We start from the raw sequence: 24049 nt of genomic DNA, 5'->3' as shown, positions 1-24049 counted from the left end.
CGCGGTGGCACCGGTCGGGCCACGTGGCCCGACCGGCCTGGCGACGGATCCGGGCGATGCCACCGCCGGGCCAGCGAGCGTCAGAGCACCCGCATGATCGAGATCGCGGTGTCCTGCAGCACGCGCAGCACCCGCTCCAGCGCCTGCTCGGCGCTCTCGGTGCCGATCTGCATATTCACGCTGAGCGCGGCGATCACCTTGCCGTGGCGGTCCCGCAGCGGCACGGCCACCCCCCGCACGCCGATCTGCAACTGTTGCTCGACCAGCGCATAGCCCTGGGCGCCGGCCTTCCTGACCTCCGTCAGCAGGCGGTCATGCTGCATGATGGTGTAAGGCGTGTAGGGCGTGAGCACGCAGTCCTCCAGCCAGGCCTTGACCTTATCCTCCGGCTCTGAGGCCAGCATCATCACACCGGCCGACGCCAGCGGCGCCGGCACGCGCGCGCCCAGCACGAAGCCCGTATTCATGACCCGGCTGGTGCCGGTCCGGCAGATGAACACCAGCTCCCAGTCATCCAGCACGCTCAGGTAAGCCGGCTCGCCAACCGCGGCGGTGATCTGCTGCAGGAAAGGCTGCACCGTGCGCGGCAAACGGGCAGAGTCGAAATAGGACCAGCCCACTTTCAGCACGCGCGGGCTGAGGCTAAACCGCGTGCCGTCGCTGGTGGTGTAGCCAAGGTGCTCCAGCGTCAACAGGTAACGCCGCGCCGCGGTGCGCGTCAGGCCCGTCAGCTGGGCCGCCTGCGTGGGCGTCAGGCGCGGATGGTCGTTATCGAACGCCTCCAGGATAGCCAGGCCCTTCTCCAGCCCGGCAATCCAGTCGCGCCGGCTTAATGGTTCTTTATCCATAGCGGAAACCCTAATCCCGAGCGACAGTCGCTCGCAATGGAGCGATTATCGCACGCCTACGCGCGGATTGCGCTTGTTGCTGTGCGCAAACGGTCCTAACCTTGCTCTACACGAAACGCGCGCTCGTCCGGCCCATCGCCAAACCCACCCGCACGCAGCGCCGCACGCCATCCGACGGGCCCACCAGAACCGCCCGGCTTTATCAGTTCCATGGAGACAGACAGCCATGCCGGCAGCCCCCGCCATCGACGTGAGCACCCTGATCAACCAGCGCCCCATCGGCCGCCTGCAATGGCGCGTGGTGCTGTTCGGCTTCCTCATCGTAGCCCTGGACGGCTTCGACACCGCCATCATGGGCTTCATCGCGCCCGAACTCTCCCACGTCTGGGGCATCGCCCCCAGCAGCCTGGGCCCGGTGCTCTGCGCCGCCCTGGCCGGCCTCGCCCTGGGCGCGCTGCTGGCTGGCCCGCTGGCCGACCGGGTGGGACGCAAGACGGTGCTGGTCGTCTCGGTCTTCCTGTTCGGGCTGTGGACGCTGGTGGCAGCCTGGTCGCCGGACCTGACCACGCTCCTGGTGCTGCGCTTCCTGACGGGCCTGGGCCTGGGCGCCTCGATGCCCAATGTCGGCACGCTGGTATCTGAATACGCGCCGGAAAGGCGCCGCTCCATCCTGGTCACGGTGGTGTTCTGCGGTTTCACCTTCGGTGCGGCCATGGGCGGCTTCTGCTCGGCCTGGCTGATCCCGGCCTACGGCTGGCACAGCGTGCTGCTGGTCGGCGGCATCCTGCCGGTGCTGCTGGCGCCGGTGCTGCTGTTCAAGCTGCCCGAATCGCTGCGCTTTCTCGCCGCCAAAGGCGGCGACCAGATGCGCATGCGCGCCATCGTGGCGCAACTGGTGCCCGGGATGGTGGGCAGCGCAGGCACTTTTACCCTGCCGCAGGCAACCGGCCCGGCGAACCAGGCGGGCAAGCCCGCCAGCGCCATCGGCATCGTGCTGTCGCGCCGCTACGTCTTTGGCAGCGCGATGCTGTGGGTCACCTATTTCATGGGCCTGTTCCTGGTCTACCTGCTGGGCGGCTGGCTGCCCACGCTGGTCAAGGGCGTCGGCTTCAATGTGCGCGACGCGGCGCTGATCACGGCCTTGTTCCAGATCGGCGGCGCGGTCGGCTCGTTGTGCATTGGCTGGGCCATGGATAGGCTCAACCCCCACCGCGTGCTGGCGCTTGCCTTCCTGCTGGGCGGCGCTGCGACCTTCCTGTTCGGCATCGCGGCCAAGGAATTCATCGAACTCTCGCTGTGCGCGTTTGCCGGCGGCTTCCTGCTCAATGGCGCTAACACAGGCATGAACGCGCTGGCCACCGGCTACTACCCGACCGCCGCGCGCGCCACCGGCTCCAGCTGGATGCACGGTATCGGCCGCTGGGGCGCCATCTCCAGCGCCTTTGCCGGCGCGCAGATGCTGGGTGCCGGCTGGAGCTTTGCGCAGGTATTCAGCGCACTGGCCATCCCCGCGCTGATCGCCGCAGCCGCGGTCTTTGCCAAGGGCGGCTGGACCCGCGGCGCCGGCGGTACGCAGCCGGCAGCGCCGGGGCACCGCGCGCCCGGCGGCGCGGCAGTGCAAGGCGCGCGCGCCTGACCCCCCTCACCCAACCGATCACCCGAAGCATGCACGCAGGATTTGACATGAAACCCGCAGCCTGGCGCCACCCGAAATCGATCGCCACCGTCTCGCTCTCCGGCACCTTGCCGGAAAAACTGGAAGCAGCCGCGGCGGCCGGATTCGACGGCGTCGAAATCTTCGAGAACGACCTGCTGAATTTCGACGGCTCCCCCGCCGACGTACGCCGCATCGCGGCCGATCTCGGATTGGCTATTCCGCTGTATCAGCCCTTCCGCGATTTCGAGGCCATGCCCGATGAGTTCCGCACCCGCAATATGGCGCGCGCGCAGCGCAAGTTCGACGTGATGGAGGAGCTGGGCGCGCCCATGGTGCTGGTCTGCAGCAATGTGCAGGCCAACGCCATCGACGATCCCGCTCGCGCCGCCGCCGACCTGCGCGCCATGGCCGAGGCCGCTGAGAAGCGCGGCCTCCTGGTAGGCTTCGAGGCGCTGGCCTGGGCGCGCCACACCAGGCTGTGGCGCCAGGCGTGGGAGATCGTGCGGCAGGCGGACCACCCCGCGCTCGGCCTGATCCTGGACAGCTTCCACACCCTCTCGCTGGGCGATACGCTGGAAGGCATCGATGCGGTGCCGGCGGAGAAACTGTTCTTCGTGCAGCTGGCCGATGCGCCCCGGATGAGCATGGACGTGCTGTCCTGGAGCCGGCATTACCGCAACTTCCCCGGCCAGGGCGATCTTGCCGTCACCGAATTCGCGCGCGCGGCCATTGGCGCGGGCTACCGCGGGCCGCTCTCGCTGGAGATCTTCAACGATGAGTTCCGCGCGGCGCCCGCGCGGCTGACCGCGCAGGACGGGCTGCGCTCGCTGATCTGGCTCGAGTCCGAGGCCGGTGGTCCCGCCCTGCCAGCGGCGCCGGATTTCGGCGGCGTCGACTTCCTGGAGTTCGCGGTGGACTACGTGACGGGGCGCGAACTGGGTGAGCGCCTGCGTTCGCTGGGTTTCGTCCGCGCCGGGCGCCACCGTTCCAAGGCAGTGGACCTGTACCGCCAGGGCGGCGTCAATCTCATCCTCAATGCGGAGCAGGACAGCGCCGCCGCCGAGCATTTCCAGCTGCACGGACCATCCGTCTGCGCGCTGGGGCTGAAGGTGGACGACGCCCAGCGCGCCATCGCCCGCGCCCGTGCCCTGCTATGCAAGGAATGGCGCGAACGCATCGGACCGGACGAGCGCAGCATCCCCGCGGTGCGCGCGCCGGACGGCATGCTGTTCTACCTGATCGACGAACAGGACTCCGCCCGCAGCATCTACGAGAGCGATTTCCTGCTGGACGACTGCAGCGCCCACAGCGCCGGCGCCGGCCTCACGGCCATCGACCATATCGCCCAGGCCCTGCCCCCGCACCGGCTCGACAGCTTCGTGCTGTTCTACAAGACGGTGTTCGGCCTGCAGGCGGAGGCGCTCCATGAAATCGCCGATCCCTATGGCCTGGTGAAGAGCCGCGCCATGGTCAGTCCCGGGCAAAACATACGGATTCCGCTCAACGTCTCGGAAAGCAGCCGCACCGCCACCGGCAGGTTCGTCACCGCCTATGCCGGCTCGGGCATCCACCATATCGCCTTCCATACGTCCGACCTGAGCGCAACGCTGGCGCAGATCGTTCCGGCCGAAGCCGCCATGCTCCATGTGCCTGACAACTACTACGACGATGTCGGCGCGCGCCTCGGGCTGGACGATGCGCTGCTGGCACGCCTGCGCCGCCAGCAGCTGCTGTACGACAAGGATGCCGGCGGTGAATTACTGCATGCCTACACCGAGCCGTTTCACGACCGCTTCTTCTTCGAACTGGTGCAGCGCGACGGCTATCTCGGCTTTGGCGCGGCCAACGCCTCGCTGCGCATGGCGGCGCAAGCCCTCGCCAGCCGCAACCGTGCGGTGCGGCCGGCCTGAGGCTGGCCCCGCGAGCCGTTCATTCATTGGCATATTGAAATTGGAACAGTTTCCCATGCAAGATCCCTGCATCATCTCGGTGGCCATCACCGGCTCGGTACCCCGCAAGACAGACAATCCCGCCATCCCGATCTCGGTCGCCGAGCAGATCGAGAGCACGCACGAGAGCTTCGAGGCAGGCGCCACGCTGGTGCATCTGCACGTGCGCGACGAAGCCGGGAACTCCAGCTCGGACCCCGCGCGCTTCGCCGCCCTGCAGGATGGTATCCACAAGCACTGCCCCGGCATGATCGTGCAGTTCTCCACTGGCGGGCGCGGACGCGCCATGGAGCAGCGCGGCGCCATGCTCGACCTGCGCCCGGACATGGCCTCGCTGGCCACGGGTTCGGTCAATTTCCCCACCACCGTCTACGAGAACCCGCCCGACTTCGTGCGCGCGCTGGCCAAGACGATGCGCGATTACCACATCAAGCCCGAGATCGAGATCTTCGACCTGGCGATGCTCTACAACACGGCAGACCTGGTCAAGGAGGGCTTGCTGCTGGCGCCGGTGCACGTGCAGTTCGTGTTCGGCATCAAGAATGCGCTGCCGGCACGCAAGGAAATCCTTGAGTTCCAGGTGGAGCAACTGAACAAGGTCCTGCCCGGCGCGACCTGGACCGCGGCGGGCATCGGCCGGCACCAGTTGGAGGTCAATCACTGGACGCTGCAGCTCGGCGGCCACTGCCGCACGGGCCTGGAAGACAATGTGCGCTGGGACAAGGACACGCTGGCCGCCAGCAACGCGCAGCTGGTTGGCCGGGTGGCAGCGCTGTGCGCGGAGTACGGCCGCGCCGTGGCCACGCCGGAACAGGCGCGCCGCTTGCTCGGCCTGCCATGAGCCTTTTGGCATCCGCACCCGGCAATCCGGCCGCCCACCCGTTTTGATGGCCGCGCATCTCGTGCTACCGTAGAGAAGACCGGATCCGGAGCCGAAAACGGCTCAACTCAAACTTGGATTTCGACAATCTCTTCTTCGTGGGCTTTATGGGCGCCGGCAAGACCACCATCGGCAGGACGGTGGCGCGCCGGCTCGGGCTGCCTTTTTTCGATTCCGACCACGAAATCGAGGCGCGCTGCGGCGTGCGGATACCCACGATCTTCGAGCTGGAAGGCGAGGAAGGCTTTCGCGAGCGCGAAACCCGGGTGCTGGACGAGCTCAGCCAGCGCAGGGGCATCGTGATGGCCACCGGCGGCGGCGCCGTGCTGCGCCCGGAAAACCGCGAGATGCTGCGCTCGCGCGGCTGCGTGATCTACCTGTGCGCCTCGCCCGCCGAGCTATGGCACCGCACCCGGCGCAACCGTAACCGCCCGCTGCTGCAGGTCGCCAACCCACGCGCCACGCTCGAGGCGCTATTCCAGGTGCGCGACCCGCTGTACCGCGAGACCGCGCACCTGATCATGCCCCCGCACGGCGACAGTGTGGCGAATGCCGCCAGCCGCGTGCTGGAAAAGCTTGGCATCGAGCCATCGGCTTTGCGCGCCCCGGGTGATACCTGAGCCGTTGTGCGCCAAACGCTACTTCAGGCCACAGGCTTAGTGCTGCATGCCCCAGCGGCGCACGGTCACGCGTTCCAGTGTCTTGAACACAAGGTTCTCCACCAGCAGGCCAATCAGGATCACCAGGGCCAGGCCGGCGAAGACGCGGTCGGTGTACAGCTCGTTGCGGTTCTGGAAGATGTACCAGCCCAGGCCACCCTTGCCGGACGACGCGCCAAACACCAGCTCGGCCGCGATCAGCGTGCGCCAGGCGAAGGCCCAGCCGATCTTCAGGCCGGACAGGATGGCGGGCAGCGCGGCCGGCACCAGGATCAGCAGCACATAGCGCAGCCCGCTCAGGCCGTAGTTGCGCCCGGCCATGCGCAAGGTGGCCGGCACCCCGCGAAAGCCCGCGTAGGTATTGAGCGCCAGCGGCCACAGCACCGAGTGGATCAGCACGAACACCAGGCTCTTGCTGCCAAGTCCAAACCACAGCAGCGCCAGCGGCAACAGCGCGATGGCAGGCAGCGGGTTGAACATGGCGGTGAGCGTGTCCAGCACGTCGCGCCCCAGCTCGGTGGAGACCGCCAGCGTGGTCAGCACGAACGCCAGCACGATGCCGCCGGCATAGCCTTGCAGCAGCACCGACATCGAGTTGCCGGCCTTGGCCGGCAACTCGCCGCTGCCGATGCCCTCGACGAAGGCCCGCGCGGTGGCGAGGAAGCTCGGGAACAGCAGGTCGTTGTCCTGCACGCGGGCAATGCATTCCCACAGGCAGGCCAGCGCCACCAGGATCAGCGTCTTGCGCAGCCAGCCTTGCTGCCACAAGCGCTGCGGCCAGGGCAAGGCGCGCGCCACCGGCCGCGCGGTGAAGGGTTCCGGTACGCGCTCGTACTCTGCGCGGACCACCGTGGTGGCGGAAAGAGAGGTCGTGCTTGTGCTCATGGTCGATCCTGGCTGGCGCTCAGTGCGCCTGCGCGGTGCGCGGCGGCGCCGCGTGCGGCGCCTCGTCGAACAGCAGATGGTGGATGCGTTGCGCGGTGGCCTGGAATTCCGCCCCGCCCTGGCTGGCCAGGTCGAACTGGTGGCTGTTGAGCTCGGCGCGCACGCGCCCGGGGTGCGGCGACAGCAGCAGGATGCGGCTGCCCACCACCAGTGCTTCCTCGATCGAGTGGGTGACAAACAGCAGCGTGAAGGCCGCGTCGTTCCACAGGGTCAGCAACTCCTCTTGCATGCGCCGGCGCGTGAGCGCATCCAGCGCGGCAAAGGGCTCGTCCATCAGCAGCACCTTGGGCCGCATCGCCAGCGCGCGGGCAATTGCCACGCGTTGCTTCATGCCACCCGACAAGGTATGCGGATAGGCATCGGCAAAGTTGGCCAGCCCCACCTTGTCGAGGAAGTGCAACGCGCATTCGGACGCCTCGCGGCGCGACATGCCACGCGAATGCATCAGCGGGAACATCACGTTCTGGCGCACTGTCTTCCAGGGCGGCAACTGGTCGAACTCCTGGAACACCACGATGCGGTCGGGGCCGGGCGCGCTGACGGGCGCGCCCTCCAGCCGGATCTCGCCCTCGCACGGCGCAACGAACCCCGCCACAGCCTTGAGCAAGGTCGACTTGCCGCAGCCCGACGGGCCGAGCAGCACGAAGCGATCGGCCGCATGGACATCGAAGCTGACCTGGTGAGTGGCGCGCACCACGCGCTCTGGGGTGCGGTATTCCAGCGAGACGCCGTCGACCTGCAACAGCGGCGCGGGGGCGGCGCGCGCGGGAACCACGCGTAGCGGTGCAACTTGCACAGCCATGTCAGCTACCTTGTGCGGTGGCCGGATCCTGGAAGAAATAATCCTGCCAGGACTTCGGCTGGTTGCGGATGGCGCCCACCCGGTGCATGAACTCGGCCAGCGCAAAGGTGTTTTGCGGCGCGACCTTGAACTGCACCTGCGGGTTCTTGAGGATCTTGACCAGCAGCGCGCGGTCGATCTTGGCCTTGTTGACGCGGATATACAGGTCCGCGGCAGCCTCCGGGTTGGCGGTGGCGAACCTGGCCGCCTCGGCCAGCGCGTCGACAAAGGCGCGGTAGGTCTTGGGGTTGTCGTTGCGGAATTTCTCGGTCGCGTACAGCACCGTGGCCGAACTGGGGCCGCCCAGCACGTCATACGAATTCAGCACGATGCGCGCATTGGGATTGCCAGCCAGCTCCTGCTCCTGGAACGGCGGGTTGCCGAAGTGGCCGCTGATCTCCGTGCCACCGGCAATGATGGCGGCGGCCGCGTCGGGATGCGGCACTGCCACCGTCCACTTGTCCAGGCGATTGAATTCCTTGTCGCCCCATTGCTTGGCGGCGGCCAGTTGCAGCACGCGCGACTGCACCGATACCGATACCGCCGGCAGCGCGATGCGGTCCTTGTCGGTAAAGTCGGCAATGGTCTTGACCTTGGGATTGTTGCTGACCAGGTAGTACGGGAAGTTGCCCAGCGATGCCACGCCCTTCACGTTCTGCTTGCCGTGCGTGCGGTCCCACACCGTCAACAAGGGGCCCACGCCCGCGCCGGCGATATCGATGGCGCCGGACAGCAACGCATCGTTGACGGCCGCACCGCCGGAGAGCTGGGTCCACTCCACCTTGACGTCGACGCCCTGCTGCTTGCCTTGCTTCTCGATCAGTTGCTGGTCGCGCGCCACGTTGAGCAGCAGGTAGACCACGCCGAACTGCTCGGCAATGCGGATCTTCCCCTCCGCGTGGGCCGCGCCCGTGGCCGCCATGCCGGCGGCGAGCGTCAGCGCGACGACGCCGCGCGGCCAGCGGGCGGAGAAAAGACGGGAACGAAGCAGGAACATGCGCGACTCCGGTGGATATGGTGAATACGGTGGATGCGGTAAATACGGTGGAAGCATGTGAAAGAAAACCGGCGAAGCGGGATTGCCGCTCGCCGTGCCATGCGTGCCGCTCAGACGGGCAGATCGCCCTCGATGGTCGTGCGGTACATCACGCGACGCATTGCCTCGGGGCAGCCTGCTGCCAGATGCAACAACGCGCGGTTGTCCCAGAACACCAGGTCGTGCTCCTGCCAGGCGTGGCGGTAGATATGCTCGGGCTTGACGCTATGCGCGAACAGCTGCGCCAGCAGGTCGCGGCTTTCATCTTCCGGCAGCCCTGCGATGCGCGTGGTGAAATGCTCGCTGACAAACAGCGCGCGACGGCCGGTCTCGGGGTGCGTGCGCACCACCGGCTGCAGCACCGGCGCCACCTGCGCGATCTGCTCTGGCGTCAGGTTGGGACGCCACGGGCTGCGCTGCTGCAGCTCGGCGTACTTGGCCAGGTAAGTGTGCTCTGCCTTGAGCCCTTCCACCTGCGCCTTGAGAGGCGCGGGCAGCGTTTCCCAGGCCAGGTGCATGTTGGCGAACAGGGTGTCGCCGCCTTCGGCCGGCAACGCCTGCGCGTGCAGCAGCGAGCCCAGGCTGGGCTTTTCCTTGTACGAGAGATCGGAATGCCAGAAATGCCCGGCATCGCCCAGTCCGATCGGCTTGCCGTCCTTGAGCACATTGGAGACGATCAGGATTTCTGGATGATTGGCAAGCTGGAACTGATGCAGCACATGGATCTGCAGCGGGCCAAAGCGGCGGCTGAATGCGATCTGCTGCGCGGGCGTGATGCGCTGGTCGCGGAAAACCACCACGTGGTAATCGAGATGCGCGCGATGGATGCGGGCGAAGTCCTCGGCGGACAGCGGCTCGGCGAGATCCAGCCCAACGATCTCGGCACCCAGCGGCGCATCGAAGGGACGGATCTCGAACCTGGCGCTGCCGGCGAAGGCAGCGGGCGCGGTGGCACGGAGGGTTGAGGCCGGGTGGGTTCCAATCGTCATGTCAGGCTCTTGAGCGGGGGACCGAAAGTGCGTGGATGAATGCGCGCGGCGAGGCGCTTGTCTGCTCAAGGCAATAGCCAGGCCTGCACCGCTTGTTCTTGAGCTTTGCACTGTAGTGATCCCAGGCTGGAGCGGTCAACGAATGTAATCGCTGCCGCTTATTCGCTTATCGCATATGGGCCTCTGATAATGTCAGCGTAATCTCAGCGTGCCGGCGCACCGCAGCCTCGGCGGCATGGCACGTTCGCCGTATCGGGCCGCGCATCCGCGACAAAGCCATTGCGATTCGGCATGCGCACCCGCGGCAACGTCCGCGCGTCCAGCACCGCATCCGCCGGCACGATGCCGTTCAGGTGCAGCAAGTAGGCGGTGACGGCGTACACCTCATCCGCCTTGAGGCTCTGCGGCGCGTTATACGGCATGGCCCGGTTGATGAAGTCGAACACGGTCGTCGCATACGGCCAGAAGCTGCCGATGGTTTTCAACGGCGGCTTGCCAATGAAGCCCGCGCTTTTCAGGCTGCCGTGCCCGCCCACCAGTGCATCGGCCGGCTTCCCTTCTCCTTTCATCCCATGGCACGCGGCGCACTGGTTCTCGTAGACCTGCTTGCCAAGCGCCACGCTGCCGCTACCCGGCGGCAGCCCCGCGCCATCGGGCATGACATCGATATTCCAGGCGGCGAGATCGCGCTCGCTGGCCAGCAAGCCAACGCCATAGGTTTGTGCCTGCGCCTGCGCGCAGAGCGCGGCCATCGCCAGCACAGCGGTGGCGATGCGGATACGGTGAGGATCAAGCGCGTGCATTGGCAATGCTCCCGTCGGCGCTGACGCGCCAGGCCTGTATGGCGTTGTAGTGATAGGTGGAGTCAAAGCCGCGCGCGGCCACCAGCTGGTCCGGCAAGGGCTGCACATTGCCGGCCTCGTCAATGGCACGGCTTTGCAGCACGGCAGGGCCGCCCTCCCAGCGCCATGGCAGGCGAAAGCGCGTGAGCGCGCGGTCCAGCACCGGATCCTGCAACTGCGCCTCGCGCCAGTTGCGGCCGCCATCCACCGACACGTCCACGCGCCGGATGCGACCGTAGCCGGACCAGGCGAGGCCGGAGATTTCGTAGAAGCCCTTGTCGCGCAACCGGTGATCCGGCGCGGGGAAGGTGATGACGGACTTCACGTCCATCATGAAAGTGAACTGGCGCGCGCTGCCGTCGGGTAGCGAATCAGTGTATTTGGACGTCTCCTCGCGCGTCATGAATGGCTCGCGCCCAACCTTCAGGCGGCGCAGCCACTTGATGCTCATGTTCCCCTCGAAACCCGGCAGGAACAGCCGCAACGGATAGCCATGCTCGGGCCGCAGCATCTCGCCGTTCTGCGCGTAGACCAGCAGCGCGTCTTCCATCGCCTTGGCCATCGGCACGCTGCGCGTCATGGCAGCGGCGTCGGCGCCTTCGGCCAACACCCAGGCCGCTTCCGGGCGCACGCCCACCTCTTCCAGCACGAGCGAGAGCGGCACGCCCGTCCATTCGCAGCACGACAGCAAGCCGTGGCTGATCTGCACGGACGTGGTGCTGGGCGCGCGCCATTCGCGCCCGGTATTGCCGGAGCATTCCAGGAAGTGGATGCGCGAGACTGATGGCAGGCGCACCAGGTCGTCCATGGTGAAGATGCGCGGGCGGTCCACCAGGCCATGCACCGCGAGGCGGTGCCGCGCCGGGTCGATCTGCGGGATGCCCGCGTGATGGCGCTCGAACACCAGGCCCGTGGGCGTGATGATGCCGCGCAGGTCCTGCAGCGGCGTCATGGATGAGTTCGCGCCCGGCATCGGCGCGGGTCCACGGTTGCGCCGGATCACGTTTTTCTCGAATTCGGCAGGCTGGCCATAGGCGCGCCACAGCACCGGCTCGCCGGGCGTGCGGGTCCACGGCGGCACCGTCAGCACTTCGGCCCGCGCGGCGGCCGGCGTACCGGCGGCGAGCGCGCCCGCGCCAAGCGCCACGCCACCCAGGCCCGCGCCCTGGCGCAGGAAGCGGCGCCGGCCAGGCTGCGGTTGCCCGTTCTTCTTCTCGTTGTTGTCGATCATTGGCTCAGGTCTTGTGCGTGGGCTTGCGGCCAGTCACGTATCGAAAATGGCGCACTCTATGCCACCGCGCAGCCTCATGGAACGAAGGAAAACGCATGCTGATATGCGTTGCCGCAGCGCGTTTGCCACCCGTGGTTCATATGCGCGCAGGCCATATCCAAAGCCAAAAACATTCCTTCTGCCGCGCCGGCAGCGCCGCGTATCTTGAGAGCCGTTGGTGAAATTCTTTCCCCTTCTTTCCCCTCAGGCACAGGACACAGGACCACACTCAAGATGGCAATCACGCGACGAACCCTCCTCAAACGCCTTGCAGTATCCGGCCTGGGTGCCGCCGCGTCGGCTGGCCCGCTCAGCGCGTTCAGCGCATTCAGCGCGGTGGGCGCGGCCCGGCCGGACGTGATCCGCATTGGCGTGGCGCAGCCGGCCACCGGCACGCCGCCCACCTTCGCGGGCAGCTCCTTGGCCATTGCGCATGCGCGCGGCTGGCTGGAGGAGGCATTCAAGCCGTCCGGCACGCGCATCGAATGGCTGTTCTTCAAGGGCGCCGGGCCGGCCGTGAATGAAGCCATCAGCACCAACCAGCTCGATTTTGCGTTGCAGGGAGACCTGCCCGCCATCGTGGCGCGCGCGGCGGGCCTCAAGACGCGGCTGGTGCTGGCCACGGGCGTGCGCACCAACATCTATATCGGCGTGCCGCCGGACTCCCCGCTCAAAACGGTGGCGGACCTGCGCGGCAAGCGCGTGTCGCTGTTCAAGGGCACCAATATGCATCTGCCCGCGCTGCGCCTGCTCGAAGCCAACGGGCTGGCCGAAAAGGACCTGCGGCTGCTGAACCTGGACACCGCCGGCTACCTGGCAGCCCTCACCACGCGCGATATCGACGGCGCCATCGGCGCGATGGACATCCTGCGCCTGCGCGACAAGGGCGCGGTGCGCATCCTGTATTCCAGCAAGAACCAGTCGCCGATCTACACCCGCCAGAGCCATGTGCTGGTGACCGATGCCTTCGCCAGCAAGTATCCCGAAGCCACCCAGCAGCTGGTCAAGACCGCGGTGCAGGCCGCGCGCTGGGCCTCCGACGAAAAGAACCGCGAAGACGTGCTGCGCACCTGGGCGCGCGCCGGCACACCGTACGAGCACTGGAAGGAAGACTACGAGGGCGAGCCGCTGCGCGTGCGGCTGAACCCGAACTTCGACCCCTTCCTGGTGGCCCGCTACAAGGACGCCACCGAGCAGGCTTACCGCCTGCGGCTCTCACGCGCGAAGTTCGACGTTGACCAGTGGATCGACCCGAGCTTCCTGAAAGCCGCGCTGAACGACCTGAGCCTGCAAAGCTATTGGCCGGTCTACCAGCCCAACGGCAAGATCCTCGGAGCCTGACGCGATGGCGGCCAACGATACCCTGGCGCTGCCGGCTGCGGCGGGCGCCTCCCCCGCGCAAGGCGGCAACGGCCTGCGCGGCTGGCGGCCCACCCGGCAGCACGCTGCCTGGCTGCTGGCCTGGCCCGTGCCGCTGGCGCTGCTGCTGGTGTGGTACGTGGCGGCGCGCTTCGCATGGATTCCGCCGCAGGTGCTCCCCGCGCCCGACACCGTCTGGCACACGCTCACCGACCTCTACCAGAGCGGCGAGCTGCAGGCCAACCTGGCTGTCAGCGCCATGCGCGTGGCGGGCGGCTTTGCGCTGGGCCTGGCCGGCGGGCTGGCGCTGGGCGTGGCGATGGGCCTGTCGCCCGGCTTGCGCGACTACGTCTATCCCACCTTCAAGGCCTTCAGCCAGGTGCCCGTGCTGGGCTGGCTGCCGCTGCTGATGCTGCTGGTCGGCATCGACGAGGCGCTCAAGATCATCCTGATCGCCAAGGCGTCGCTGGTGCCCATCGCGCTCAATACCTACAAGGGCATCCAGAACGTACCCACACGCTATATCGAGGTGGCGCGGGTGTTGCGCTTCACGCGCTGGCAGCTGCTGTCGCGGGTGGTGTTTCCCGCCGCCGCCGCGCCGATCTGGAGCGGCATCCGCTACGGCCTGACGCACGCCTGGCTGGCGCTGGTGGTGGTGGAGCTGCTGGCCTCCTCTGAAGGGCTGGGCTACATGATCGTGTACGGCCGGCAGCTGTTCCAGCTCGACATGGTGATTGCCGCGGTGATCGTGGTGGGCGCGGTGGGATTCGCGCTGGACAAGGTGCTGGCGCTGGCCGAGCGCGCGGTATTGCGCTGGCGCAAGCCGGGGCTTTGAGCCGCGGCGCGAAACAACAGCAAAGGAAGAACAACATGGCCGATGCCTCCACGACGCTGGTAACGAAACCCGTCAAGCCACGCTCCCTGCGCGCCCCGGGCATCCCCCGCGCGCTGCGCGGCTGGGTCCTGCCCCTCGGGCTGATCGTGCTGTGGTGGGGCGCGGTGCGCTTTGGCTGGAGCACTTCGCCGCTGCTGGTGCCGGTGTCCAAGGTCTGGGCCACGGCGGTGGAGCAGGTGCGCAGCGGCGCGCTGTTTGTCGCGCTGTCGTCCAGCCTGTGGCGTGATCTGGCCGGCTTCGCGCTGGGCGCCAGCGTGGGCCTGTTGTTCGGCACCGCGCTGGGGCTGTCGCGGCTGTTCGAGCAACTGGTCGGGCCGACGTTCCACACCATCAAGCAGATCTCGCTGTTTGCCTGGATCCCGCTGATCTCGGTGTGGTTCGGGCTGGGCGACACCGCCAAGGTGGTGTTCCTGTCGCTCGCGGCCTTTTTCCCGGTGGTGCTCAACACCTTCGAAGGCATCCGGGGCGTGCCCGCCGATCTGCTTGAAGTGGCCAACGTATTGAAGTATTCGCGCCGCCAGGTGCTGCTGCGCGTAGTGCTGCCATCCGCCTCGCCGTCGATCTTCGCCGGCATCCACCTGGCGCTGATCTACGCCTGGCTGGCCACGCTCGGCGCCGAGTACATGCTGGTGTCGGGCAAGGGCATCGGCAACACCCTGACCGATGGCCGCGAGAATTTCTGGATGGACCTGGTGATCTTCGGCGTGATCGTGGTCGGGCTGGTCGGCTTTACGCTGAACTGGATCGCCAGCCGCATCGAGCGCCGCCTGCTGGCGTGGCGCGGGCGCTCGGTCGCCGCGTTCTGAACCCACTGCTTCTGACCAAATCCTGGAGACCTGTCATGGCCCGAGCCGGCACGCTCAACATCGCGCACCTGCGCAAGCAGTACGAAGTCAAGGGCGAGCCCCTGCCCGTACTCGAGGACATCACGCTGTCCATCGCCCCCGGCGAGTTCGTCAGCATCGTCGGCGCCAGCGGCTGCGGAAAATCCACGCTACTGCGGCTGGTGGTGGGGCTGGAGGAGGACTACAAGGGCGAGATCCTGCTCGACGGCAAGCGCGTGGTGGGCACCAGCCTTGACCGCGGCATCGTGTTCCAGGAGCACCGCCTGTTTCCGTGGCTCACGGTTGAGCAGAACATCCGCATGGCGCTGCTCAACGCCAACCTCACCGAAACCGACAAGCGCCGCACGGTGCGCGAGCATATCGAGCTGGTGGGGCTGGCCGGCTTCGAGACCGCGTTCCCGCACCAGCTATCGGGCGGCATGTCGCAGCGCGTGGCCATTGCCCGCGCACTGGTCACGCGCCCGGAGATCCTGCTGCTCGACGAGCCCTTCGGCGCGCTCGACGCGCTCACCCGCGCCTACCTGCAGCAAGAGCTGCACCGCATCTGGCAGGCCGAGGGCATCACCATGATCCTGGTCACCCACGATGTCGAAGAAGCCATCTACCTGGGCGATCGCGTGGTGGTGATGGAGCCGCGCCCGGGGCGCATCCGGCGCATCCTGCCGGTGCCGCTGGCGCACCCGCGCGACCGGGCCGCGCTGGGCTTCGCGCGCGTCAAGGACGACGTGCTGCAGGAGTTCACCGGGCGCCTCGCCGATCTCGCCGAAGCGCCCATCAAGCGCGATGCCGAGCCGGAATACACCGACCGGCTGCCACCCAATATCCAGTTCGCGATCTGAATCGCGCCTCTCGCCCACAGGAGAATCCCAAATGACCCAGCAGCAAAGCGCAGCACAAGTCACGCTCGACATCCATCCGGTAGCCGGGCGCATCGGCGCCGAGATCCGTGGCCTACGCCTCGCGCCCGATCTCGATGCCGCCACCTTCGGCGCCGTGCGCGCCGCGCTGCTGCGCCACAAGGTGCTGTTCTTGCGCGACCAGGACCACCTGGACGATCAAGCCCAGGAAGGCTTCGCCAGCCTGTTCGGCACGCCCGTGCCCCACCCCACCGTGCCCTCGCGCGATGGCACGCGGTTCCTGCTGGAACTCGACTCCGAGCACGGCGGCCGCGCCAATTCCTGGCATACCGACGTGACCTTCGACCTGGCCTACCCGCAGGTGTCCGTGCTGCGCGGCGTGGTCATCCCGGCCGCCGGCGGTGACACGGTGTGGGCCAATACGGCTGCGGCCTACCAGGACCTGTCCGAGGCCCTGCGCGAGCTGGCCGACCGCCTGTGGGCGCTGCACACCAACGACTACGACTACGCGGCCACCCGCAACACGGTCAGCACCGAAGCCATCAAGCGCTACCGCGAGGTCTTCACCGCGGCCATCTACGAGACCGAGCACCCGGTGGTGCGCGTGCACCCGGAGACCGGCGAGCGCACGCTGGTGCTGGGGCATTTCGTGAAGAAGCTGCTTGGCTATTCGTCGTCCGATTCGCAGCATCTGGTCTCCGTGCTGCAAGACCACGTGCACCGCCTCGAGAACACGGTGCGCTGGCGCTGGCGCGCCAACGACGTGGCGATCTGGGACAACCGCGCCACCCAGCACTACGCCATCAACGACTACGGCGACGCGCACCGCGTGGTGCGCCGCGTCACCATCGCGGGCGATGTGCCCGTCAGCGTGGACGGACGCCGCAGCGTGGCGGTGAAGTCCGCCGCGCCCAAGCATGGCGAGCCGGCCAACCACGCGGCGCCGGCGCACGCCGCCGCATAAGGGAGCCACGGATGAGCCAACCCGCACCAAAACGCCAGCTCAAGCTCGGCGCCTTCCTGCAAGCCACCGGCCACCACGTGGCCGGCTGGCGCCACCCCGGGGCGCAGGCCAACGCCGGGCAAAGCCTGGCGCACTACGTGCGGCTGGCGCAACGCGCCGAGGCCGCGCAGTTCGATACGATCTTCCTCGCCGATGGCGTGGCGATCCGCTCGCTTGACGACGCCACCCTGCCCCGCACGGCGCGCGCCGCCAGCTTCGAGCCGCTGACGCTGCTCTGCGCGCTGGCGGCAGTGACCGAGCGCATCGGCCTGGTGGCCACCGTCTCCACCACCTACAACGAGCCCTTTCACGTAGCGCGCAAGTTCGCCTCGCTCGATCACCTGAGCGGCGGCCGTGCCGGCTGGAACGTGGTGACGTCGTGGTCGGATGCCGAGGCGCGCAACTTCAACCTGGACAAGCATCCCGAGCATGCGGACCGCTACGCGCGCGCGGAGGAATTCGTCGACGTGGTGACCGGGCTGTGGGACACCTGGGAGGATGACGCCTTCCTCTACGACAAGGACAGCGGCCTGCATTTCGCGCCGGACAAGCTGCATGCGCTGGACCACCACGGCAAGCATTTCCAGGTACGCGGGCCGCTCAACGTGTCACGCCCGCCGCAGGGCCATCCGGTGATTGTGCAGGCGGGCTCGTCCGAGGCCGGGCAGGAACTGGCGGCGCGCACAGCGGAGGTCATCTTTACCGCGCAGCAGTCGCTCGAAGATGCCCAGGCCTTCTACCAGGGCCTGAAAGGCCGGATGGCGCGCTATGGCCGCACGCCCGACCAGCTCAAGATCATGCCGGGCGTGTTCCCCGTGATCGGGCGCAGCGAGGCCGAGGCGAAGGAAAAGTTCGAGGCACTGCAAAGCCTGATCCATCCTGCCGTGGGGCTGGCCCTGTTAGCGCAGAACCTCGGCGGCGTGGATCTCTCCGGCTACCCGCTCGACGGTCCCCTGCCCGGCGACCTGCCCGAGCCCAACGGCGCCAAGAGCCGCTTCCAGCTGGTGACGGGGCTTGCCCGGCGCGAGGGACTGACCATCCTCCAGCTCTATCTGCGCGTGGCCACCGCGCGCGGGCACTGGTCCATCCATGGCACGGCCGAGAGCGTTGCCGATCAGTTGCAGGCGTGGTTCGAAGGCGGTGCTGCCGACGGCTTCAACATCATGCCGCCATGGCTGCCGGGCGGGCTCGACGACTTTATCGAGCTGGTGCTGCCGGAGCTGCGCCGGCGCGGGCTGTTTCGCGAGCGCTACGAGGGCAACACCTTGCGTGAGCACCTGGGACTGGCGCGGCCGGCGCATCCTCGCGCGTTTGGCGCCACGCGGCAGGTGGCCTGAGCGCCGTGCATTCCCTTGCGAAGAAGCAAGGGTTGCCAGCTGGCCCGCCCGAGGCGACAGGGCTGCGCAAGCACAGCCATGCATGCGCGGTCAGAACACGTGTTTCATCCCAACCATGGCACCAAGCTGGCTACCGCCGGGTGCGGGATTGGTGCCCGTTCCCGCATTGCTGACGGACAGCGCCAGGTTGCCGCCGTTGTTGATGAAGCCGGCGGTGCCATAGACGGACGTGCGCTTGGTGAAGGCATAGACGCCGCGCGCCGCGAACAGCCATGCCTTGTCCGCGCTGTTGTGATAGCGCAGGTTGAACACCTCGCCGTCGACGCTGAAGGCCGGCGTCACCTGGTAGGCCACGCCACCGTAGAACATATCGCTCACGGGTGCGGGGTTGGCCCTGTTGTCCCGGCGCAGCCAGCCCAGGCCGATCTTGGTGTCCCGGTTGACCAGCACATAGCCGTTGATGGACAGGCGGTCATCCGTCAGGCTGCTGCGGTTCAGCCCGGCGAAGGCACCCGGGCCGCCGCGCAGCGAATCGTAGGCGGCCGCCACGCTCCAGGTCGCAGTGTCGTACTTGAGCATCGCGGACCACTCCCGGCAGGCGCGCTGGTCCGCCGGATTCTCCCCGGCGCAGTTGGTGCCCGAAGGGCTCGGCCCCGCGTTGACCGTATCGCGGCCGAAACTGTAGGTGGCGCCGGCGGTCAGGCCGCCGAAGGTGCCCTTGTACGAGATTGCATTGTCCGTGCGTGTATTGGGCAGGTAGCTATCCAGCGAGCCCGAGCCGAAGGCGTTCGGCCCCAGGATGTCGGGATCGGCCATGGCCCAGAACAGCATGGTGTACTGCCGTCCCAGCGCGACCTGCCCCCAGTTCCCCGAGAGCCCCACCAGCGCCTGGCGGCCGAACAGGCGTCCACCCTGGTTGTTGGCGCCGCTATCGGGCCCGAACCCGGACTCCAGCCAGAAGATCGCCTTCATGCCGCCGCCCAGGTCCTCGGTGCCGCGCAAGCCCCAGCGAGACGGCACCGTGCCGGTCAGGTTCGGCATGCGAAAGACATTGTCCTTTGCCGCGCCGATATGGGAGATGTACTCCACGCCCGTATCCACCACTCCATAAGCCGTCACGTTCTGCGCCGCGGCAACCACCGGGATCGCTGCCGCGATGGCTGCGACCGCGTGTCCAAGTTTCATTGTCATCCTCCCGTTTATTATCAAATTCGAGGCAAGCCAGGGGCCTGCCGCCCAATGTCGGCACGCTATTGCGTGTTCTATGTGGTACCGCTCAGTACGGCTCAGTGCGCGGCGATACGTACCGCTTGTCCGTCGGCCGCCGGGGACCGGCCAAGCAGGCCGACGCTGGCGATGGCTACCAGCAGCGGCAGCGCGAAGACGTAGTACAGGTTTGAGGTAGGCCAGCCCGCGTCGACCAGCGCGCCGGCGACCAGCGGGGCCAGCACCGCGCCGAAGCGGCCCATGCCGATCGACCAGCCCATGCCCGTGGTGCGGTTTTGCGCCGGATAGAGAATGGGCGCGTAGGCGTACAAGCCGACCATGCAGCCGAAGATGCCGCCACCGATGAACAGGGCCAGCACGAACGCCACCGACAAGGTATTGGCGTACATGCCGAATGCCACCAGCAACAAGGCGGTCAGGACAAAGCAGCTCCACAGCAGCGGCTTGAGCCCGATGCGCGCGGCGAGAAAGCCAAACAACGTGCCGCCCACGATGCCGCCGACGTTAAGCAGCACGCCGCCGGTAATCCCCTGCTGCGCCGACATGCCGGCCGCCACCAGCAGCTTCGGCGTCCAGCTCAGGACAAAGTAGAAGCTGAACATCACCAGGAAGAACGAAGTCCAGATCATCAGCGTCTGCATGGCGAGGCGACCGCCAAACAAGCTGCGAACCCCGCCCTGGGCCGGCGCCTGCGCGGCGGCGCGCGCCGGCATTTCGGTAATGCGCTCGCGCCCCATGCCGGCGAGAAGCTTGTTGAGCTTGTCGACCGCACCGGCCGGGCGCCTGGCAATCAGGAAGTCCAGCGATTCAGGCAAGCGCGCCAGCACGACCGGGATCATGGCCAGCGTGACCAGCCCGCCAAAGACGAAGACGCTGCGCCAGCCGTAGTGCAGCAGCAGCACGCCGGCGATGGCGCCGCCGATCGTCGCGCCCACCGGATAACCGGTGGCCTGCAGCACGATCGCGGTGCTGCGCCACTTGTCGGAGGCGTATTCGCCGGTAATGACGTTGATGCTGGCCAGCATGCCGCCGATGCCCAGCCCGGTGAGCGCCCGCATGGCCGCCAGCTGGGTCACGCTCTGCGCGAACGCGGAACAAAGCATGCCCGCCGAGATCGTCGCCAGGCAGAGCAGGATGACGGGGCGGCGCCCGAGCCGGTCGGCCCAGGGCGCCAGGAACAGCGATCCCGCCGCCATGCCGAACAGCCCGGCACTGAGCAGGACGCCAATCTCCTTGCCGCTCAGGTGCCAGTCGCTTGAGATATGCGAGGCGGTGAACGCCATCGCCAGTACGTCAAAGCCGTCGAGCATATTGAGCACGATGCAGATCGCTACCGCCATGATCTGGAACCGGCTCATCTCGCCCTGGTTGATGGTTTCCCTGATGTCGAGCTTCATTGTCTACCTCCATGTATTTATTTTGATTCACCTCGTCGATCCGATCGATCTGACTAGTCCGATTGATCGGAACGGCAGCGGGATTGACGGCAACCACCGGCAACTACCGACGGACCACCGACGACCACCGGCAACTACAAATCCAGCACCAGCAAACCCGTCCGTGCGCGCGAGCAGCACGGCAGGAACTGATCGTTGGCGGCGCGTTCCTCGTCGGTCAGATAGGCGTCGCGGTGGTCCGGCTCGCCCGCCAGCACGCGCGTCAGGCAGGTTCCGCACACGCCCTGCTCGCAGGATGTCTGGATCTCCACGCCATTGGCCGACAGCGCCTGCACCACCGTCTGGTCCGGCTCGACATCGATCACCAGCCCGCTGCTCTGGACCTTCACCTGGAATGCCCCGGCGACGGCGCCCGGCACCTCCGGCGCGGCAAAATACTCCCGGTGGAGATTGGCTTCCGGCCAGCCGGCCTCCTTCGCCTGGCGCAACACCGCGTCCATGAAGCCGGCGGGGCCGCACACATAGAGATGCGTCTGCGCACCGGGGGCGGCGAGCAAGCGCGGCAGGTCGGCACGATGGCCCTGCGGCTCGTCGAAATAGAAATGCGTGCGGTCCCGCAGATCGTCGTGCGCAAGCCGCTCGCGGAACGCCGTGTGCGCCTCCGTGCGGGTGCAGTAGTGCAGCTCGAACGACGCGCCGGTCTGCGCCAGGCGCTGCGCCATGGCGAGGATGGGCGTGACACCGATGCCACCGGCGAGCAGGATCGAATGCGCGGCGCCGGCAGCCAGCGGAAAGTGGTTCTTCGGCTCGCTGACTTCCAGCGTGGCGCCCACTGCCAACGCGTGCATGGCCTCCGACCCGCCCCGGGAGGCAGGGTCGCGCAGCACGCCGATCTGGTAGCGATGGGTCTCGGCGGGGTCATTGCACAGGGAGTACTGGCGCACCAGTCCCTGCCCGATCCGTACGTCGATATGCGCGCCCGCGGTGAATGCCGGCAGGGTGCCGCCGTGCGGCGCGACCAGTTCGAACACGGCGATGCCCGACGCCGCGTCGGCCTTGCTTGCGATCCTGACCTGCATCACGCGCCCTCCCCCTGCCCGGCCTGCCCGGCCCGCTCTTGCTGCAGCAGGCGATCGAGAATCCGGCGCGCCTGGACGCCGCCAGCATCGATATTCAGCTTGAGCAGCTTGCGCTCGGGATTGGCCAGGATATTGCGCTGCTGCGCCTCCAGCATTTCCAGGTCTTCGGCGAAGATCTTGCCCTGCCCTTCGCGGATGGTTTCGGTCAGCTGCGCGTCGTCTGCCTTGAAGTTGCGTGCCATGCCCCAGAAGTACCAGATCGAGGTCTCGGTTTCCGGCGTGATGAAGTCCACCACGATGCTCGACGCCTTGTGCTGCGGCTCGGCGTGATAGCCGCCCGTGCCCGCGTGCGCCACGCCCACCTCGATCATGACGTGGCTTGGTGGCGTGAAGCGGCAGATCTGCCAGCGGTCGCAAGGCACATCGTCCGCAAGGCCATTGCCGCGCAACGCCGCGGCCCAGAACGGCGGCGGCATGATGCCCTCCATATGCCGGCCGGTCACGACCATGTCGCCCTCCACCTTGGTGGCGGGTGCCGACTCTTCGATCTCGGCCTGCCCGATGCTGGAGGCATGGACGTACGTCTCATGGGTCAGGTCCATGAGGTTGTCGATCATCAGCCGGTAGTCGCAATGGATGTGATACAGCCCGCCGCCGTGCGCCCAGTCCGCGCTCACCGCCCACTCCAGGTGCGGGATCGCCGCCGCGTCGGCCAGCGCGGCGTCGCCCGGCCAGACCCAGACAAAACCGTAACGCTCGACGGCCGGATAGCTGCGGATCGAAGGAAACCCGCCGACGCGCTGCCCGGCCATCCTGGCGCATTTGCCGTCGCGTCCCATGGTCATGCCGTGGTAGCCGCAGACCAGTTGCCCGTCGCGGACAAAGCCCAGCGAAAGCGGCGCGCCACGGTGCGGGCAAAAGTCCTCCAGCGCGGCGACGTTGCCGTCCTCGCCCCGGAACAGCACCATTTTTTCATTGCAGATCGTGCGGCCAAGCGGCTTTCCCGCGAGTTCGTCCGGCGTGCAGGCCACGTACCAAGTGTTTTTCAGAAACATAGCGATCCCCTCCCTGGCGCCCAAGCGCGCCAAGGTTCAGTGACTTACGAAAGTGGATTAGGTCAGGCCGGGCGGCCTGCGCGGCGAATCAGGCTGCCGCCGAGCACCTGCGACATCGCCTGCTGGTTCTGCATGGCGATCTTGAGGTTACGGTTGGCGATGCGGCTGTGTTCGCGCATCAGCGCTTCGGCGCGGGCGCCCTCGCGCAGCTCGATCGCCTCGACCACCGAGCGGTGCTGCGCCTGCGCGAGCAGCAGCATTTCGCGCGCGCTTTCATCGATGGACTGGACCATCACGAAGGCGCTCGCGGAGGCAAACGGGATGTTCATCACTTTCTCGATCTGCCGTGCAACCAGGGGGCTGCCGGCCGCTTCGGCCAGCAACTGGTGGAAGCGCGCGTTGAGATCGACGTATGCGGAGAATTTGACCGCGGTCAGCTCGCCGGTGAGTGCCGTGTCGATTTGCGTGATGCAGTCGCGCAAGCCGCTCAGGATGGTCTGGCCGACGCCGCGCTCCGCGGCAAGCCGTGCCGCCATGCCTTCCATCGTGCCCCGCAGCTCGATCGCATCGCTGATCTCACTTTCGGCGAAGGAACGGACCGCAAAGCCGCCGGACGGGATGGGCTCGACCAGGCCTTCTTCCTGCAAGCGGATCAACGCGGCCCGGATCGGGGTGCGGGAGACGCCGAGGCGCTCAACCACCCACAGTTCGGAGATGCGGGCGCCCGGCGCGAGGTCGCCGCCGAGGATCAGCTCCCGCAATCCGAGCAGGGCCCGGACCGCCTGGGAGGCGCTGGCGCCGGCTTTGCTGTCGCTGAGGTTGTCGTTGTCGGTATGCATGATGCGTTGCCTCTACTTCTACTTATGGGGGCGAGCGTGTCCTGTGATGCAAGATGGCCGCTCTTGAATACAGAGTGTATCCATAAGAAAAAGACGAGGCAACGTGAAAGCTGAAAACCTAGGGTAAACGTCGATAAAACGCAGGAAAACCAGAAGCTAACAAGAGATCAGCAGCTCATTTCAGGCAACATCCTGTTGTCACTGAGTTTGCTGTATACAGCGCAGAATCAAGGCCTGGCG

General features: G+C 67.2%; 23 protein-coding genes. 10 read left to right on the top strand and 13 right to left on the bottom strand.

Features of this window, described 5'->3' with window-relative positions; all coding sequences use genetic code 11:
- Positions 1-80 precede the first annotated feature (80 nt).
- A complete protein-coding gene (locus ACYP5B_RS15080; RefSeq protein ID WP_318236245.1) occupies positions 81-848 on the bottom strand; it encodes an IclR family transcriptional regulator domain-containing protein in 768 nt (255 codons plus the stop codon).
- 226 nt (positions 849-1074) lie between these two features.
- Between ACYP5B_RS15080 and ACYP5B_RS15075 the strand changes: the two genes are divergently transcribed.
- From ACYP5B_RS15075 to ACYP5B_RS15060, 4 genes are all read left to right on the top strand, one after another.
- Positions 1075-2484 (top strand): MFS transporter, encoded by a 1410-nt coding sequence (locus ACYP5B_RS15075; RefSeq protein ID WP_459570245.1) that lies wholly within the window; start codon positions 1075-1077, stop codon positions 2482-2484.
- Positions 2485-2531: 47 nt separating this feature from the next.
- Positions 2532-4415, top strand: coding sequence for a bifunctional sugar phosphate isomerase/epimerase/4-hydroxyphenylpyruvate dioxygenase family protein (locus ACYP5B_RS15070; protein WP_459570244.1), 1884 nt, complete (start codon positions 2532-2534; stop codon positions 4413-4415).
- 55 nt (positions 4416-4470) lie between these two features.
- Positions 4471-5295 (top strand): beta-keto acid cleavage family enzyme, encoded by an 825-nt coding sequence (locus ACYP5B_RS15065; protein WP_459570243.1) that lies wholly within the window; start codon positions 4471-4473, stop codon positions 5293-5295.
- A 146-nt stretch (positions 5296-5441) separates the two neighbouring features.
- Positions 5442-5954, top strand: coding sequence for a shikimate kinase (locus ACYP5B_RS15060; RefSeq protein ID WP_459570246.1), 513 nt, complete (start codon positions 5442-5444; stop codon positions 5952-5954).
- Between the two features lie 36 nt (positions 5955-5990).
- Here the strand turns inward: ACYP5B_RS15060 and ACYP5B_RS15055 are convergent, their stop codons facing one another.
- The 7 genes from ACYP5B_RS15055 to ACYP5B_RS15025 form a co-directional block, all read right to left on the bottom strand.
- On the bottom strand, positions 5991-6878 hold the full coding sequence (locus ACYP5B_RS15055; RefSeq protein WP_400101755.1) for an ABC transporter permease: 888 nt from the start codon (positions 6876-6878) through the stop codon (positions 5991-5993).
- A 19-nt stretch (positions 6879-6897) separates the two neighbouring features.
- On the bottom strand, positions 6898-7740 hold the full coding sequence (locus tag ACYP5B_RS15050) for an ABC transporter ATP-binding protein (protein ID WP_400101753.1): 843 nt from the start codon (positions 7738-7740) through the stop codon (positions 6898-6900).
- 1 nt (position 7741) lies between these two features.
- Positions 7742-8776 (bottom strand): ABC transporter substrate-binding protein, encoded by a 1035-nt coding sequence (locus ACYP5B_RS15045; protein WP_400101751.1) that lies wholly within the window; start codon positions 8774-8776, stop codon positions 7742-7744.
- 110 nt (positions 8777-8886) lie between these two features.
- Positions 8887-9804 (bottom strand): TauD/TfdA dioxygenase family protein, encoded by a 918-nt coding sequence (locus tag ACYP5B_RS15040; protein ID WP_459570242.1) that lies wholly within the window; start codon positions 9802-9804, stop codon positions 8887-8889.
- Between the two features lie 203 nt (positions 9805-10007).
- Positions 10008-10607: a c-type cytochrome gene (locus ACYP5B_RS15035; RefSeq protein WP_459570241.1), complete on the bottom strand. Its 600-nt coding sequence runs from the start codon at positions 10605-10607 to the stop codon at positions 10008-10010.
- Entirely contained in the window at positions 10594-11877 is a 1284-nt protein-coding gene (soxC, locus tag ACYP5B_RS15030; protein WP_459570240.1) for a sulfite dehydrogenase, read from the bottom strand. The genes ACYP5B_RS15035 and soxC overlap by 14 nt, the downstream gene beginning before the upstream one ends.
- A gap of 74 nt (positions 11878-11951) precedes the next feature.
- Positions 11952-12161, bottom strand: coding sequence for a hypothetical protein (locus ACYP5B_RS15025; RefSeq protein ID WP_459570239.1), 210 nt, complete (start codon positions 12159-12161; stop codon positions 11952-11954).
- Between ACYP5B_RS15025 and ACYP5B_RS15020 the strand changes: the two genes are divergently transcribed.
- The 6 genes from ACYP5B_RS15020 to ACYP5B_RS14995 are packed head-to-tail and all read left to right on the top strand — an operon-like array spanning position 12151 to position 18212.
- Positions 12151-13257, top strand: coding sequence for an ABC transporter substrate-binding protein (locus ACYP5B_RS15020; protein WP_459570238.1), 1107 nt, complete (start codon positions 12151-12153; stop codon positions 13255-13257). The genes ACYP5B_RS15025 and ACYP5B_RS15020 overlap by 11 nt on opposite strands.
- Positions 13258-13261: 4 nt before the next feature.
- Positions 13262-14110: an ABC transporter permease gene (locus ACYP5B_RS15015; RefSeq protein ID WP_459570237.1), complete on the top strand. Its 849-nt coding sequence runs from the start codon at positions 13262-13264 to the stop codon at positions 14108-14110.
- Between the two features lie 35 nt (positions 14111-14145).
- Positions 14146-14976 (top strand): ABC transporter permease, encoded by an 831-nt coding sequence (locus tag ACYP5B_RS15010; protein WP_459570236.1) that lies wholly within the window; start codon positions 14146-14148, stop codon positions 14974-14976.
- 35 nt (positions 14977-15011) lie between these two features.
- A complete protein-coding gene (locus ACYP5B_RS15005) occupies positions 15012-15854 on the top strand; it encodes an ABC transporter ATP-binding protein (RefSeq protein ID WP_318236258.1) in 843 nt (280 codons plus the stop codon).
- Positions 15855-15885: 31 nt separating this feature from the next.
- Complete coding sequence (locus tag ACYP5B_RS15000) at positions 15886-16836, top strand: TauD/TfdA dioxygenase family protein (protein ID WP_459570235.1); 951 nt, start codon at positions 15886-15888, stop codon at positions 16834-16836.
- Between the two features lie 11 nt (positions 16837-16847).
- A complete protein-coding gene (locus ACYP5B_RS14995) occupies positions 16848-18212 on the top strand; it encodes an LLM class flavin-dependent oxidoreductase (RefSeq protein WP_459570234.1) in 1365 nt (454 codons plus the stop codon).
- A gap of 90 nt (positions 18213-18302) precedes the next feature.
- Here ACYP5B_RS14995 and ACYP5B_RS14990 read toward each other — a convergent pair whose 3' ends face one another.
- From ACYP5B_RS14990 to ACYP5B_RS14970, 5 genes are all read right to left on the bottom strand, one after another.
- Positions 18303-19397 (bottom strand): porin, encoded by a 1095-nt coding sequence (locus tag ACYP5B_RS14990; RefSeq protein ID WP_459570233.1) that lies wholly within the window; start codon positions 19395-19397, stop codon positions 18303-18305.
- A gap of 101 nt (positions 19398-19498) precedes the next feature.
- On the bottom strand, positions 19499-20836 hold the full coding sequence (locus tag ACYP5B_RS14985; protein WP_400102182.1) for an MFS transporter: 1338 nt from the start codon (positions 20834-20836) through the stop codon (positions 19499-19501).
- A gap of 134 nt (positions 20837-20970) precedes the next feature.
- Entirely contained in the window at positions 20971-21915 is a 945-nt protein-coding gene (locus ACYP5B_RS14980) for a PDR/VanB family oxidoreductase (protein ID WP_459570232.1), read from the bottom strand.
- Positions 21915-22970 carry a Rieske 2Fe-2S domain-containing protein gene (locus ACYP5B_RS14975; protein ID WP_400102184.1) on the bottom strand — a complete coding sequence of 352 codons (1056 nt, stop codon included), beginning with the start codon at positions 22968-22970 and terminating at the stop codon, positions 21915-21917. Before ACYP5B_RS14975 ends, ACYP5B_RS14980 begins: the two co-directional genes overlap by 1 nt.
- A 62-nt stretch (positions 22971-23032) precedes the next feature.
- Positions 23033-23809 (bottom strand): GntR family transcriptional regulator, encoded by a 777-nt coding sequence (locus ACYP5B_RS14970; RefSeq protein ID WP_318234700.1) that lies wholly within the window; start codon positions 23807-23809, stop codon positions 23033-23035.
- Positions 23810-24049: the final 240 nt, after the last annotated feature.

It is taken from the genome of Cupriavidus sp. 8B (assembly GCF_054589115.1).
Note: the sequence above shows the minus strand (reverse complement) of the source record. Positions and strands in the feature narration are given on the sequence as shown.

Excerpts from the sequence above, each read along its gene's own strand:
- ACYP5B_RS15080 (WP_318236245.1), bottom strand. The coding sequence starts at position 848 with ATGGATAAAGAACCATTAAGCCGGCGCGACTGGATTGCCGGGCTGGAG.
- ACYP5B_RS15075 (WP_459570245.1), top strand. The coding sequence starts at position 1,075 with ATGCCGGCAGCCCCCGCCATCGACGTGAGCACCCTGATCAACCAGCGC.
- ACYP5B_RS15070 (WP_459570244.1), top strand. The coding sequence starts at position 2,532 with ATGAAACCCGCAGCCTGGCGCCACCCGAAATCGATCGCCACCGTCTCG.
- ACYP5B_RS15065 (WP_459570243.1), top strand. The coding sequence starts at position 4,471 with ATGCAAGATCCCTGCATCATCTCGGTGGCCATCACCGGCTCGGTACCC.
- ACYP5B_RS15060 (WP_459570246.1), top strand. The coding sequence starts at position 5,442 with ATGGGCGCCGGCAAGACCACCATCGGCAGGACGGTGGCGCGCCGGCTC.
- ACYP5B_RS15055 (WP_400101755.1), bottom strand. The coding sequence starts at position 6,878 with ATGAGCACAAGCACGACCTCTCTTTCCGCCACCACGGTGGTCCGCGCA.
- ACYP5B_RS15050 (WP_400101753.1), bottom strand. The coding sequence starts at position 7,740 with ATGGCTGTGCAAGTTGCACCGCTACGCGTGGTTCCCGCGCGCGCCGCC.
- ACYP5B_RS15045 (WP_400101751.1), bottom strand. The coding sequence starts at position 8,776 with ATGTTCCTGCTTCGTTCCCGTCTTTTCTCCGCCCGCTGGCCGCGCGGC.
- ACYP5B_RS15040 (WP_459570242.1), bottom strand. The coding sequence starts at position 9,804 with ATGACGATTGGAACCCACCCGGCCTCAACCCTCCGTGCCACCGCGCCC.
- ACYP5B_RS15035 (WP_459570241.1), bottom strand. The coding sequence starts at position 10,607 with ATGCACGCGCTTGATCCTCACCGTATCCGCATCGCCACCGCTGTGCTG.
- soxC (WP_459570240.1), bottom strand. The coding sequence starts at position 11,877 with ATGATCGACAACAACGAGAAGAAGAACGGGCAACCGCAGCCTGGCCGG.
- ACYP5B_RS15020 (WP_459570238.1), top strand. The coding sequence starts at position 12,151 with ATGGCAATCACGCGACGAACCCTCCTCAAACGCCTTGCAGTATCCGGC.
- ACYP5B_RS15015 (WP_459570237.1), top strand. The coding sequence starts at position 13,262 with ATGGCGGCCAACGATACCCTGGCGCTGCCGGCTGCGGCGGGCGCCTCC.
- ACYP5B_RS15010 (WP_459570236.1), top strand. The coding sequence starts at position 14,146 with ATGGCCGATGCCTCCACGACGCTGGTAACGAAACCCGTCAAGCCACGC.
- ACYP5B_RS15005 (WP_318236258.1), top strand. The coding sequence starts at position 15,012 with ATGGCCCGAGCCGGCACGCTCAACATCGCGCACCTGCGCAAGCAGTAC.
- ACYP5B_RS15000 (WP_459570235.1), top strand. The coding sequence starts at position 15,886 with ATGACCCAGCAGCAAAGCGCAGCACAAGTCACGCTCGACATCCATCCG.
- ACYP5B_RS14995 (WP_459570234.1), top strand. The coding sequence starts at position 16,848 with ATGAGCCAACCCGCACCAAAACGCCAGCTCAAGCTCGGCGCCTTCCTG.
- ACYP5B_RS14990 (WP_459570233.1), bottom strand. The coding sequence starts at position 19,397 with ATGAAACTTGGACACGCGGTCGCAGCCATCGCGGCAGCGATCCCGGTG.
- ACYP5B_RS14985 (WP_400102182.1), bottom strand. The coding sequence starts at position 20,836 with ATGAAGCTCGACATCAGGGAAACCATCAACCAGGGCGAGATGAGCCGG.
- ACYP5B_RS14980 (WP_459570232.1), bottom strand. The coding sequence starts at position 21,915 with ATGCAGGTCAGGATCGCAAGCAAGGCCGACGCGGCGTCGGGCATCGCC.
- ACYP5B_RS14975 (WP_400102184.1), bottom strand. The coding sequence starts at position 22,970 with ATGTTTCTGAAAAACACTTGGTACGTGGCCTGCACGCCGGACGAACTC.
- ACYP5B_RS14970 (WP_318234700.1), bottom strand. The coding sequence starts at position 23,809 with ATGCATACCGACAACGACAACCTCAGCGACAGCAAAGCCGGCGCCAGC.